Source organism: Rhodococcus sp. (in: high G+C Gram-positive bacteria) (assembly GCF_049286785.1).
Lineage (GTDB): Bacteria > Actinomycetota > Actinomycetes > Mycobacteriales > Mycobacteriaceae > Rhodococcus_F.
In genome coordinates, this window is record NZ_JBAQEO010000068.1 from 1 (window position 1) to 12,775 (window position 12,775).

Annotated in this window: 12 protein-coding genes; 7 read left to right on the forward strand and 5 right to left on the reverse strand. The window is 63.2% G+C overall.

The genetic code is table 11. The features are described from left to right. Nucleotides 1–41 precede the first annotated feature (41 nt). A complete protein-coding gene (locus WAW17_RS02485; protein ID WP_422331438.1) occupies nucleotides 42–1,247 on the forward strand; it encodes an IS4 family transposase in 1,206 nt (401 codons plus the stop codon). A 637-nt stretch (nucleotides 1,248–1,884) separates the two neighbouring features. On the opposite strand, the gene WAW17_RS02490 is transcribed toward WAW17_RS02485, so the two are convergent. Together WAW17_RS02490 and WAW17_RS02495 are read right to left on the reverse strand one after the other, a co-directional pair. Continuing rightward, nucleotides 1,885–2,052: a hypothetical protein gene (locus tag WAW17_RS02490; RefSeq protein ID WP_422331439.1), complete on the reverse strand. Its 168-nt coding sequence runs from the start codon at nucleotides 2,050–2,052 to the stop codon at nucleotides 1,885–1,887. Nucleotides 2,053–2,532: 480 nt separating this feature from the next. Beyond that, entirely contained in the window at nucleotides 2,533–2,952 is a 420-nt protein-coding gene (locus WAW17_RS02495) for a hypothetical protein (protein ID WP_422331440.1), read from the reverse strand. A 748-nt stretch (nucleotides 2,953–3,700) separates the two neighbouring features. Here WAW17_RS02495 and WAW17_RS02500 point away from each other — a divergent pair. Next, nucleotides 3,701–4,660 (forward strand): hypothetical protein, encoded by a 960-nt coding sequence (locus WAW17_RS02500; protein WP_422331441.1) that lies wholly within the window; start codon nucleotides 3,701–3,703, stop codon nucleotides 4,658–4,660. 165 nt (nucleotides 4,661–4,825) lie between these two features. Here WAW17_RS02500 and WAW17_RS02505 read toward each other — a convergent pair whose 3' ends face one another. Beyond that, nucleotides 4,826–5,323, reverse strand: coding sequence for a hypothetical protein (locus WAW17_RS02505; RefSeq protein ID WP_422331442.1), 498 nt, complete (start codon nucleotides 5,321–5,323; stop codon nucleotides 4,826–4,828). A gap of 1,740 nt (nucleotides 5,324–7,063) precedes the next feature. Between WAW17_RS02505 and WAW17_RS02510 the strand changes: the two genes are divergently transcribed. Continuing rightward, nucleotides 7,064–7,390, forward strand: coding sequence for a hypothetical protein (locus tag WAW17_RS02510; RefSeq protein WP_422331443.1), 327 nt, complete (start codon nucleotides 7,064–7,066; stop codon nucleotides 7,388–7,390). Between the two features lies 1 nt (nucleotide 7,391). Then, complete coding sequence (locus WAW17_RS02515; protein WP_422331444.1) at nucleotides 7,392–9,263, forward strand: FtsK/SpoIIIE domain-containing protein; 1,872 nt, start codon at nucleotides 7,392–7,394, stop codon at nucleotides 9,261–9,263. Between the two features lie 84 nt (nucleotides 9,264–9,347). On the opposite strand, the gene WAW17_RS02520 is transcribed toward WAW17_RS02515, so the two are convergent. Both WAW17_RS02520 and WAW17_RS02525 read right to left on the reverse strand, forming a co-directional pair. After that, on the reverse strand, nucleotides 9,348–9,485 hold the full coding sequence (locus WAW17_RS02520; protein WP_422331445.1) for a hypothetical protein: 138 nt from the start codon (nucleotides 9,483–9,485) through the stop codon (nucleotides 9,348–9,350). 220 nt (nucleotides 9,486–9,705) lie between these two features. Continuing rightward, nucleotides 9,706–10,269, reverse strand: a complete 564-nt coding sequence (locus WAW17_RS02525; protein ID WP_422331446.1) for a hypothetical protein — start codon at nucleotides 10,267–10,269, stop codon at nucleotides 9,706–9,708. 143 nt (nucleotides 10,270–10,412) lie between these two features. Between WAW17_RS02525 and WAW17_RS02530 the strand changes: the two genes are divergently transcribed. The 3 genes from WAW17_RS02530 to WAW17_RS02540 all read left to right on the forward strand — a co-directional run. Continuing rightward, complete coding sequence (locus tag WAW17_RS02530; RefSeq protein WP_422331447.1) at nucleotides 10,413–10,937, forward strand: hypothetical protein; 525 nt, start codon at nucleotides 10,413–10,415, stop codon at nucleotides 10,935–10,937. Between the two features lie 14 nt (nucleotides 10,938–10,951). Next, nucleotides 10,952–11,866 (forward strand): ESX secretion-associated protein EspG, encoded by a 915-nt coding sequence (locus WAW17_RS02535; RefSeq protein WP_422331448.1) that lies wholly within the window; start codon nucleotides 10,952–10,954, stop codon nucleotides 11,864–11,866. 244 nt (nucleotides 11,867–12,110) lie between these two features. Further along, a partial coding sequence (locus tag WAW17_RS02540; protein WP_422331449.1) for a helix-turn-helix domain-containing protein occupies nucleotides 12,111–12,775 on the forward strand: 665 nt, incomplete at its 3' end.

Consider the following 12,775-nt stretch of genomic DNA (forward strand, 5'->3'; position numbering starts at 1 on the left):
CCAATACCGTTCAGTTAGTGGAGTTTGCGTTATGATGAGGCGTGCCTCGTAGCGGATGGGTGAAGCCGATCTCGGATCGGCGGTTGTCGGATGTGGTGTCGGTGGGGTTGTTGACCAGGGTTTTCCCGCCAGATGTCGTTGATGCTGTGGTCGCGGAATGCGGTCGTAGGGAGCAGCGCAGTCGGACGTTGACAGCCCGGGTGACCGCGTATTTTTCGATCGGGATGGCGTTGAATGCGGACGGGTCGTACGAGGATGTCTTCGAGCAGCTCACCGACGGTTTGGCATGGTCGTCGGGATGGTCGCAGTCCTGGTCGACACCGACGAAATCGGCTATATACCAGGCCCGTTCACGATTAGGGTACGATCCGGTGCAGGCGTTGTTCCGCCGTGTCGCACGGCCTCTCGCCGACGCGGACACACCCGGTTCATGGCTCGCGGGGCGTCGGATGGTGGCCCTCGACGGGACCTGCCTCGACCTGCCCGACACACCGGCCAACGCCGAGCATTTCGGCCGGCCGGCATCGAGCCGCGGCGAACAATCCGCGTTCCCGCAGGCACGGTTGGTGGCGGTCGCCGAATGCGGCACCCACGCGGTTCTCGACGCCGCGATCGGTCCGTGCCGCACCTCGGAGCGGGAGTTGGCGAACGATCTGATCGACCGCCTCGAACCCGGGATGCTGCTTCTGGCCGACCGCGGCATCTACGGATTCGAGATGTGGACCCGAGCAGCCGCTACCGGCGCCGACCTGCTGTGGAGGGTCAAATCCACCCTGGCACCACACCACCTCGAGACCCTCGCCGACGGATCCTGGCTGGCACGGATCGTCCCGACCTCCGGGAAGGATCGCCGGCAGCGGACACCGCTGACGGTTCGGGTAGTCGACTACACCCTCGACGACGGGCGGGAGAACGCCGAACAGTACCGACTGCTGACCACAATCCTCGACCCCTCCGACGCGCCGGCGGAAGAGTTGGCTCTCGCCTACGCCCAGCGCTGGGAAATCGAGAACACCTTCGACGAACTGAAAACCCATCAACGCGGCCCCCGAGCGGTCCTGCGATCGAAATCCCCGCCGCTGGTGCAACAGGAAATCTGGGGGCATCTGTGCTGCCACTACGCCATCCGCACCCTGATGCTCGACGCCGCACAAGCCGGCCGACACGACCCCGATCGGGTCTCGTTCGTCGCCGCCTTGCGGATCACTCGAAGATCACTGTCGCACAGCTCTTTTTCCCCCTCATAACCACAACTCGATTACCCGGTTGTGGAATCACGCCATCGACAAACTGCAGCGCCGGATCAACCCCGTACGCCGGCTACGCACCAACCCCCGCGTCGTCAAACGCAAAGTCCTCAAATGGGCCGCCAAACGCACCCACCACCAACACCATCCACAACCTACCCAACCGCCGGTATGCGCCATTATCAGACACTAACTGAACGGTATTGGCCTTAACCAGCTCGCCCCATGTGATCATCTGGCGGCAGTGCTTCGCGGTATCGAATGCGTTTGCACCCTGGATGTTCCCGGCGATTCCAGGGACGCTGTAAGCGGCGTAGCCGGTGCCGGTTTCGGGGTCCTTGCACTCGTCGCGCAGCCGCGTGAGCTCGTCGACGATGGCCTGGTGCCACCAGAACCGTTCGCCAGCGCGATGGGCGGCCGGGTCGCGGTAGGGGTCGTCGGTAGGGGTCGTCGGCAGGGAATTCGATCGGGTCGAGCGTCAACGTCACAGGCTCTCCTGGGCTGGGGTCGTAGGTTTCAGTCGTCGGCTCGCGCTGCGACGTCGTCCTCGTGGTCGAGTTCGGCGCGGCATTCCCCGATGGGCACTCGCTCGTGCCGAGAGTGCCGTTCAAAGACGTAGTGGTGAAGCGAGTCGCTCTCAGGCCGCGTGGTGATTGGCGACTTCTGCTTCGTGGGCATCCGAGGCGTGCGACGATCTCGAGCTGGTCTGCGTCACGGGGTCGGAGTCGATGCCGGCCACGAACGCAGTGAGGAAGATCGGCGCCTCGCCGACGGCCTGCGCGAGCGTCAGGTGCTCGATCGTCATGGTGTTCCTCTTGTTCGGGACGATTTGTGTTCCAATGGAATTGAATGTAGCACATCGAGTGCTACATCTGTTGGCATGTGCGCACCTCCGAACGCCAGGAGTCAATTCTGGGCGCTCCGGATCGGTGTCCGCGCAGGGCGTTCGCGACCACGAACCGCCGATACTGTTTGCCTGAGGCTCCGGAGAACCTTCGCGGTAGGCGAGGGGCGAAGGCACGGGGCGGGGCAGCCAGTTCACATTAGCGCGAGTTCTCCGGCCACGTCGCCGTGACCAGTGCGGCACACCCGAGGAGAAGATCGCCAGCCCTCGTCGTAGTCGCTTCACCTCGAAGGGGCCACGGCCGCATATGACGCCGACGAGTCTCACCACGTTCTCGCAGCAACGATTCCGCTCCCTGAGCTGGACCTTCGACCCATCTTGCCTGCCCATGGGAAGCTCGCGGTCTTCCGAAATCTGAAAAGGCCAAAAATACTTGCGCTGCTACCCGCGTGCGGGACGGTTCCCGAGACGACGCCGATTGTCGCGGACGGAAACACAGATCATCTTGTCGGCGGAAACCTCACGGGCTTCATCGATCCGGCCCTCGATCAACAGTCGGCGCTCAGTGCCGTCGAGCGCTGCGATCGCTTGCTCGAGTTCGCCACCCTCCATCGCTCGGGCGGCTTCGACAATCAGGGACCGGTCCCGTATACCGGCCGCAGGCGAACGACCCGACTCCGTGACCTGCACAACGGCCACAACGAGCACCCCGACGACCACGACAGCTCCGACGACGAGACACACCCACATCAGCGCGGTCAGTTGCTCTTCCACCGACTTGAACAGCCGAACGTCGACCGCCGCCGCCAGCGCGCCACCCAACAGAGAAATGACGACTCCTGTCGCGCCCAGCAACCTCATCGCCCTCGCCGCACACACGCCCCACATGCCCAGTCCCCCTCGTCCGTCCGATTCGCATCCGTGGCCAGTCTCGCAGCCGATGCCGATGGCCGGAATTCGGCCGGTGCCAGAGCATCCAACTCGGCGCCACTCGCGTTGCCGCAGACCTGAACCCGATACCCGGCCCAGCGTGCGAGCCGCCGCTCGCTTCGACGGCCTCGACTGCTCCTACGCGTACTTCAATCTCGGAGACAGCCCGTCGCCGTCGCCGTCGCCGAGACGCTGTGCCGCAACCTGCCCTTCGATCAAATCCCCTAAGCTTATCCCGCGCACACAGATCGGTGGGGCGCGGAACAGGCCGTCGGGGACATCGATGCCAACCAAATACCGGACTGCTCACGGTCCCTGACGATTGCCCATTGGCCGATCTGTAGCGACTTGACTTCCCGACACATCTACGTCCACGCCATAACCGGAACCAATCGACCGACTCTCAAACGGATCAGAACCGCAAAGGACATCTATGCCCCACACCGCATCGACGTACCACCGGGGAAACCGATCAGCCACACCGGCGCTCGGCCTCCTCGCCGCCGTCCTGACATTGACGACCGCACTAGGGGCATGCACGAGCGAACCCTCCCAGTCGACCGTGCCGGCGAGCTCGACAACCCCAACTGTAGCCGCACCCGGAACCACGCTCCCCGAAACGACACCCGCACCACAACCAGCCCTCAACCCCTGCGCCGAACTCTCGGCACCAGGCGAGATGTGCCGCACAGTCGCGACAGCGCCGATCGAGAACGCCAACTACTCGAACCCGATATCGGTAGCCATCACGACCTCACCGAGCATCGAACTCCGTATCGGCACAGAATCGGGGAACATCGCACGCCACTCCGTATACCCCGGCTCGACGTCCGGCTCCGGTGGCACCGGCCCCAGCGGCAATTTCCCAACCAAACAGGACGAGTTCCTGACCGCTGTCACGGACCTCACCGGGGACGGACGGCCCGAAATTATCATCGAGACAGGCCAATTCCCCGACCATGCCGAACACCAAGTCCTACAGCTGACCGACGATGGACTCCTCACAGTTTTACCCGCGCCGACCTACAGCATGTGGACGAAAGGCCTCGATGTCTGGACGTCCTACCGAACCTCTGACGCAGGCATGTATCGCTGCCCCACCCCCGGTCAACCCGGTGTAACCATCACCCCCATTCAAAGCATCGTCATCAACGACGACGGCTCGGGGACGCTCACCGAGTACCTCTACAACGACACCGCGCGCACGTGGACCCAAACCGAGCAGACGCCGTATCTGACACAACCCGGCGTCACTGCTCTCCCCAGCACCAGCTTCGACTGCACCGACCGGTCCGAACGCCAACCGCGCACACCGTCGGACAAGAACGACCCATTCACAGCCCCTACCGAAGAAGCAGCGCCCGCAGCGGCGTGTGACTTTGACCCCACCAACGATGGGCGGCCCACACTCATTCGAGTAACCACCGGTGACCTCAGTTGCGAAGCGGCGCAGAAGATTCTTCGTGAATACAACACCAGCGACCTGCCGGCCACCGGCAATGCTGCACACAGAGACAACGGCGAATGGCACTGCTCGACACCCACAGCAGGTGAAGTCCTGAGGACCGGCCGCGTCGGCAGCTGCTCCGCTTCCGGGGAGAGCCCGCCTTCATGGGGTTTCGACGTCGTTCTCCGGTGACCGCGGCTTAGAGCCCGAGAGCTGTGGCCAGTCCCGCGGTTTCGCCTGGGCGCACCTCGCCACCCCAATGCAGAACTCAGCAGCCGAGCCATCGACCTCCCTTCGGGAAGGTTGGTGTGGTTGCGGTCCGAGTGCGAAAGCCTGCCCTTTCAAGGGAGGGTAGCTTTACAGTTCGTTGGTCTGCGCGGCATCCTGGGTGTCGAAACTGGCCTCTCCCAGTCGTTCAGACTCCCACCAGCCACGGGCCGCAGTGCGGGTGACACCGACGTCTCGTGCGACCGAAGTGATCGGCCGGCCGGCCGTGAGCAGCCGAACGACTTCGGTTCGCTGTTCGTCGATCACCTTCTCCCGGTATTCCTCGATCGCCTGGCGCTCAGCGGCGAGCCCTGCGCGGTAGACCTGGGCAATATCGTCGTCGGTGCGGATGGATCTGGACAGGATCTGCAGAATGTCGAGGCCGGATACTCCGACACCGTCCGCTACCTCGCGGTAGTCGACCTTGTACTTCGTGAGAGCGAAAACCAACTCGGGAACCTCACCTTCGCTGAGGGGATCGAAGCCCTTGAGGCTCTCTCGGACCTTTTCGACAGCGAGGTCGCGGGCTTTCGCGGTCTGTTCTACGGTGACGTACGTGTGTTGGCCACTGATGGGGCTGGCGGTCATGTCGAGGACTCCTCATCAATCGTGGGGGCTTAGCGGGGGATGCCGTGGAGCGATCGGCGTGGGATGCCTTCGAGTCGAGCATGGCCGGTTGGGTCATTTCAGGCGCCGGGGCGCGACGCGCGTAGGTCGAGGTTAGGGGCGGATGCAATCCGTTCGGCCATCGGGCCGGGCTCCTTCAACGCGCGCGGCACGTCGTCATGGCACCTCTCTACTCTGGATGGTTACACCATACCCGCAATTCGATCAGGCAATACTTGGATGCTGGAGAATCTGCCACGTATTTGGGCCTCGGGATACACCGAATCGCAGAGTGTGAACCCGACCCAACCTCGCGGCAGTTCGATGCACGAACGCTCGCGCGTTAACCGGGTTAACGCGCGAGTGAAGGTCAATCCTCGTCCCGAATGGGTTTTGGCCGACTTGCGGACTTCGCAAAGCGGCGCTTCACCTCTTTCATTGCGACACCGTCGGCGGAGCCGTCGATCTCCGCGGCGAGAAGTACTCGACCGATCCGCGCTCCGCGCTCACGCTCGAGCTTCCCCCTCCTTTACACCGCCAACGGTTCCGAATATGTCGAATATCCTTCGCCCACAATCTCCTTCTTTGCGCTTTCCTGCCGCTTCTCGAATGCGCGGTCAACGGCGGGGCGTCGCGGGCGCGCATGTCGCCCAACGTAATTCACGCATAGACGGTGCGGAGCTGTCGACCGCAATGCGGTCATCGATCGCGGTTACCGGGCCTGGATACATCGGCGCGTGCTGACGACGTCGGTTGTGCTGATGCTGCACGCGTGAACTGCCTCGCTGACAGTGACACCGCCGGGGAGGGCGACTGACCGGGCCGCACGTTCGCCCGGCACGCGCTGGTGATGACACTACAGATCATCATTTGCACTCTCTTTACCCCCGGGTTTCGACGCCATCACGAATGGCTAATCAGATAGGTATGACGAATTGGGTTTCTCGCCGGGTATCGGAAATCTTGTTACCGACTCCGGTATGGTCATTCACCTTCCCTCACCTGCGGACATCAGATTAGGTTCAACGAGATGCATTTTCGAACAGCTTTCATCGTAGCCACAGTTGTCTCTTTCATGGCGCTCAGTCCAGGCGTTTCCGACGCCGCGCCGGGGATCTTGTCACCGGCCGACCCGCTCGTTGCCGTATCGCCGGACGGAGTCACGGAAACATGCACACTCGGCTTCCTGCTCTCCGGGCCGGACGGCTAAGCACGCGGACTGACCGCAGCGCACTGCGGCAAGGTCGACCAGAAGGTTTCGACGACGAACCGCCAGTTTGTAGGCACCATCGCCGAGCATGGCCACAACGACATCGCGCTGATCGACATCAGCACCGATCTGCGTGTGTTCAGCAAGGTGCCGGGGATCGGAGAGATCCGGGGCGCGATCACACCGGCAGAGATCAACCGCACTCAGCCCGTTCTCTGCAAGAGAGGAATCGCCTCCGGGATGATTTGCGGCCGGTTGACGGCACCCGCAGAGAATGACTTCTTCGTAATGAGCGGAGGTAGCACTCGCGGCGATTCCGGATCGCCGGTGTGGGCCGTTGCAGTTGACGGTTCATTGCTTGCCGCCGGAATTGTTTCCGGTGTCATAAATGACGAATCAGGAGACGCTTTAGTCGTCCCTATTACTCCGTACATGACACAATGGGGACTGACGATTTCTCGATGACCTTTTATGTTCATCAAAGGGTTCACATTTGAGGAGGGATATAGCCCATGACGGTGATTCACATGACCACGGCGGCGCTACCCCTGCACGAGATGGTCGACGGCGCCTTGAGTGCCCGTGAGCGCGAATTCCGCGGGACGGTCCGCGGAGCGCTCGAAGCCGCTGACCTTCGAGTGATCGAGGTGTTCGCAAAGGGTGCCGCGCCGCGCAACTTGCCGGAGGTTCTGCCGGACGGATCCATGGAGGAAACCAGCTACATCACGATCACGGTCGGCGTGGACGTCGACGCATCTCCCGACCAGATCGAGCATGCCTGCGCTAACTTGTTCCTGCCAGGCTTCCCTGCGAGTGCGTGGCGTTTCCCGGAGGAATGAGGTGGTTCACGAATCCGCCCGGGCGCCGTTGTCGAGCACGCTGACCGTCGCCGCCGTCGGGCAGACGTTGATCCTGTCCGGGACTCTTCTTTCGCGGGCTACGGCAGATCTGCCTGCACATCAACTCGACACCACATCGTTCGCCACGTTCTACGGGGCTCTGACGATCGGTGCGGGCGCAGCGCTGTGGGGCGCTCGGCGATTCAAGCGTCGCCCCGGAGCCGGCACCCGAGCCGCGTGCGGGGTGGTACCGCCTTACGCATCGGCGGACCCGGCAGCGGCATTGGGCATTCCAGCGCTGGACCTTCCGTCGAACCCGTTCATCAGGCGCTTGCAGGAGGTGAGCGTCGATCAGGACATCGTGATCACTCATCCACTCCTGCAGGACGAGGCAGGCGAGTACATCCAGTTCGGTATCCGGGCGACCAAACCCGGATTGTTCGCTGACGAACGCCGGCGCAGCACCATCTACACGCGGCTGACCAACTCGGTCGGTGGACACTGGGACTACGTGGCAGACCCGAAGACCGACACCCTGACCTTCACCCGCAAGGCCGGGTTCCCAACGGTCGTCACCCCTCCGATCCCCACGCGGATACCACAGAGCGCCGACGAAGCACGGCTGATGTACCCACAGTTCCGGATGAGACTGGGCGTTACCGCGTCCGGTGACACACTCGAGATCGATCTCGCGAAACTCCCCCATGCCCTGTTCATCGGCGGCACCGGATCCGGAAAGTCGGTATTCGCGCGCGCAGTAATCGAGTCCTTCCGCGCTGCAGGGTGGATGCTCTTCCTCGGCGACGGTAAAGGCACTGACTACGAGGGTCTGCACCGACAGCCCGGCATCGTCGCAATCTCACAGCGCACCGCCGACCACATACGTCTGGTGCGGATGGTCGCCGACGAGTTGCGAGGTCGCCAGGCCGACGCCCAGAAGCGCAAGCGTGCAGGCGATTCCGATCCGTTTCAGCGTCCTCCTCTGCTGCTGCTTCTCGACGAGTACGCCACCATGCTCGCCAACATCAAGGGACAGTTCGGCGCCGACGAGTTCGAGGAGGATCTACTCTTCATCACCCGCGTCGGCCGTGAGTTCAAGGTCCATCTCATCTTGTCGACGCAGGAGGCCTACCGCGACACTCTCCCCGGTCAGCTGCTGGGCAACATGAGCTTGCGTGTATCTCTCGGCCCGCCAGCGGACAAGACCATCAAGGAAGCCTTCCCCGAGAAGCTCCGTCGCGATGCCGAGCGGATCGGCGGCACAATCAGCAAGAACGACCGCGGCCGCGGACTGGCCTTGATGACCGATGAGGAAGGCAACAACCAAGCCGTCGAGTTCCAATCATTCTTCGGGTATTCCCCAGGAGAGTCGAAGCCCCCTCCCAACGCCGAGATCGCCTCAGCGTGGGCTCGGTACAAGGCTGAGGCCAGCGACCGAATCCGTCCGCTGTATCCGAGGCTGTGGTTCGCCGTCGACGGCCCCGAGTACGGCCAGGATCTCGAAACCCTGTATGCGCTTCCCGTTGTCGTGCTCAGCGGGCGGAACGGGGAAACACGGGCGGAGGCATCGATTTACGACCCTCTCTCCGACGACTACCTCGGGGGCATCTCCGCGACCGGGTCGGTGTTCCATTCCCTCGCCGAGTTGCCAGACGAACTTCCGGTCCCGCCCCGGCCGACGTCAACGACGGCCGACGGAACTGATGACGACGAGCCGGTGCTCGACGACGCGGATTCGGCCGATCGGGATCCTGCAATCGACATCGAGTGCGAAGCGAGTGCGCCGGACGACGCCATGGACGTGTCGGAACCTGCCGCGGACATCGTCCCGATACGCAAGCGGATCATCCCTCGGCGCCAGCAGGGCATCTGATCCACTGTCTGCACCACACGAGAGCGGGCCGGCGAATGAACACCGGCCCGCGCTCGTCTATTCGAGAGATGTCTGATCGACGAATCATGCTGTTAAATAGTCGATTCCAATGGTGAGCGCGAAGCGTTCTCCCACGACCCCGTGAATCATGTCGTCGATGAGGACGTGCCGGGACGCATTGAGTGCGTCAGCGACACCGGGGTCGATCCCACGATCCCTCACGCCTACATTGAGCAGTGACGATTCGGCTCAAACCCAGGTTTGACCGGCACGACATTGTTTTCCCCACGTCGACTCCAGGTGGTATGTGTGCTTCTGGGCAACGCGGTTCGAAAATCTGTTTCTGCCGGTCACCCGCGCGGATTAATGCAACAGTCTTTGAGCGCTGGATCGCGCAGTTGTACATCCACAGATGGGTGCTTACCGGCCGCATTTCATGTGATCATCCCAACGGCGACATGCTGGGGCACAACTTCCATCGGCCACCTTCGTAGTTCATGTCGTACTCGACCACGCGCCGGTCGGTGGTCGGTGGAACGTTGCGGTTGTCGGTGACGGTCGCCTCCGTCCGCAGCCGACCCCGAATCCCACCCGGGTAGTCCACGCTCAGCAGCGTGGTGTCCTCGATCGCCCACGGCGGACGGTATTTCTTCGACTCTTCGAAGGCCGCCAGGAGGTCAGCGGTCGAGGTCGTACGCCGCAACGAAGTCTCAGCGAGGATGTACGGCTCGCAGGTCGCGTCCTCGTACCCCTGGGCATTCCGCACTTCCCGCGCCTGCCAACTCTCCTGCCACACCGAATCGGCAATCTCTATCGTCAGGTCCCGTGACGCGGGATCGGCCGCTGCAACAGTGCTCGTCGGTGGCGCGAGCACCGACGGCGATGGCAACGTGGGCTGACGGGGGGAATCCGACGGACGGGTCAGTGCCACAGAGCCTGCCACGGCGACGGCCGCGACGGTAACGGCCGCGGCCCATTGACCGACCTTCCGTAAATTCAAGGCCATCGACGCCTCCCTTCATCACTCGTCATACGACATTCCCGAAGACGATAGCATTGAGCCAATCCACTCGGTCAGGAGAAGATTAAGTGAAGTCCTTTCTCGCGAGACACGTGCGGAATATAGCGGTACTCAAGATCGGTATTCCGATGACCGTCGTCATTTTATCGCTGGGCGCGGTATTCATGCTTTTTGCTGCGATAACAACCGCAATTCTTTCTCCCGTCGAAAGCGTGCAGAACGCGGTATCAAGCTTTTTCGCGGATGGTGATTCTCCGTCCTCTGACGAACCGGACGTCGATCTGAGAGGCTGCCTGGCAATCGACCCTGTCAGTCTGCGCGAGGTCGTCGGCACCGTCCCACCCCACACCGAACTTGACCTGGCCTGGGCGTGGATTGCATTGCGCACCCAGGAGATCGCCCGCGGGGGCGAACCTTCCTACGACAGCATCGTCACCTTCCAGAGCTCTGCCGCGGGACAGCGAGCTGCCGCGGCGATCGACACGGATCCGGAAGCCGTCGCGACGAGCTACACCGACACTGCCCCAACGGGCTATACGCTAGCCGCCATCACCGGGGTCATCGACCTCATCCAACGCGGAATCCTCACCGCCCCTGAGGAAGACACGGTCACCGAACTCAGTGCCGTTCTCGCCGACCAGTGCAGCTCCTGAAAGGACCCGACACCGTGACCCGCGCCCAACTGACCTCGCTCCACCTGGCACGCCTCGGCCAGCTCTATCCTCGGCCGCTAGCCGAACTCGGCCCGAACATCACCGAAATTCCCGACGACGTCGCCGGTATCATCACCGAGCAACTCGTCAACGCCGCACTGATCGACACCGACGGCTCCATGTCGGTTCAGGCGCGGACTCTGCTCGACCCACTGTTCGCATACGACCACGCGTTCGCGGCGGTCATCATGCTGCACAACCAGCGTCAGCGCGTCACGTTCGACCTCGACGACGAATGGGTGGAGTACATGCGCGAGTCCCTCCCCATCACGCCGCGGGTGTACGTCCTCGTCGCCGCTACCGGCGCGACCGTCACCACCGCGATACGCGCCGGGGACCACGTCGACGTCGCCCAGGCGACCACGTCCGACGATCTGGCGCGTGTGGCGGCGCGTGAGCTGCTCCGCGTCGGCGATCCCGACGCCCAGTGGTCACCCGCGGACATCACCGCGGTGTCGTTCCCCGCGAACATTCTTGACCGCGCGCCTGTCCGTGCGCCGCTGCCCAGCGCGGACCGGAAAGCGCACGCTGATCACAAGGAAACGGTCTATCGGTTCGTCGCAGCACTGCGGACAGCGGGAGCGTCCTCCCGCACCGTCATGGCCGTCGAGAAGTTCTTCGAGCTCGACCATATCGCGGCCACCCATGTCTCCTACGTCAATGGGCCGCGACGACTGCTCAGCGAGGGATCGGCGACCATCGACTACTTCCACAATGCCGGGATCGCTGTCGGTGGGCTACAGAAGGCCGGCGACGGCCGCATGTGGAAAACCCTCGCGCCCGCGACACCCACCGAAGTAGCCAAGGCGCTCACCGATCTGACGCGGCTGCCGGCGCGGCCGATGCTCGACGCGCTTTCAGGATACTGACCACCTCGGCGGCGGCGCTCATCGTCCTCTCTCAGCCTGATCTCCTTGCCCTGAATACGACTTCGTCGCCGCGACACCGAGACGCATCCGGGTGTTGCGGCGACGAAGTGGTTGCTGCGTGGACTAACTGTTGCGGTTCATGAGGTTGGTGACGCGATCGGTGCGAGTCGGTAGCTGAGGGCGCGGGTCTCTTTCGGCAGGATGAGAAGTGCGACCAACTCGTCCCAGCCAGAAAGAGACCCGCGTGTCCCACCGTAACGCCCCGCTGACCCCTGCCGGGAGACTGCGTCTTGTCCACCGCTGCGAACACCGACCGATCGCGCATGTCGCCGCTGAGGCCGGCATCTCCCGCCAGTGCCTGTCGAAGTGGGTGAACCGGTACCGAACCAGCGGCGAAGCCGGCCTTCTCGACCGGGCCAGCGTCCCGCACCACCAACCCGCCGCCCTCGACCCAGGGTTGGTCGACAAGATCGAGAAGCTGCGTCGCGACAAGAAATGGTCCGCCCGGCGCATCGCCACCGAACTCACCGCCGAGGGCCACCAGGTGTCGGTGTCGACCGTCGGACGATGGCTGGTGCGTTTGGGGATCAATCGACGTCGCTTCCTCGACCCGAACGGGGCCGAGAACCGTAAACCCCCGAACAGCATCGTCGCCCGGTACCCCGGCCACATGGTGCACGTCGACATCAAGAAGGTCGGCCGGATACCCGACGGTGGCGGCTGGCGCATCCACGGCCGCGGCAGCGAACACGCCAAGACCGTCGATCGTGGCAAGAAACGCGGCACCCGCACCGGCTACGTCTACCTGCATTCGATCGTCGACGGGTTCTCCCGCCTGGCCTATACCGAAGCCCTACCGGACGAGAAGGGTGTTACGGCAGTCGGTTTCATCAACCGCGCGAAGGCGTT

Coding starts and splice junctions, on each gene's coding strand:
- WAW17_RS02530 (WP_422331447.1), top strand. CDS start 10,413: ATGACCGTCGTCATTTTATCGCTGGGCGCGGTATTCATGCTTTTTGCT.
- WAW17_RS02505 (WP_422331442.1), bottom strand. CDS start 5,323: ATGACCGCCAGCCCCATCAGTGGCCAACACACGTACGTCACCGTAGAA.
- WAW17_RS02510 (WP_422331443.1), top strand. CDS start 7,064: ATGACGGTGATTCACATGACCACGGCGGCGCTACCCCTGCACGAGATG.
- WAW17_RS02525 (WP_422331446.1), bottom strand. CDS start 10,269: ATGGCCTTGAATTTACGGAAGGTCGGTCAATGGGCCGCGGCCGTTACC.
- WAW17_RS02490 (WP_422331439.1), bottom strand. CDS start 2,052: ATGACGATCGAGCACCTGACGCTCGCGCAGGCCGTCGGCGAGGCGCCG.
- WAW17_RS02495 (WP_422331440.1), bottom strand. CDS start 2,952: ATGAGGTTGCTGGGCGCGACAGGAGTCGTCATTTCTCTGTTGGGTGGC.
- WAW17_RS02500 (WP_422331441.1), top strand. CDS start 3,701: ATGTGCCGCACAGTCGCGACAGCGCCGATCGAGAACGCCAACTACTCG.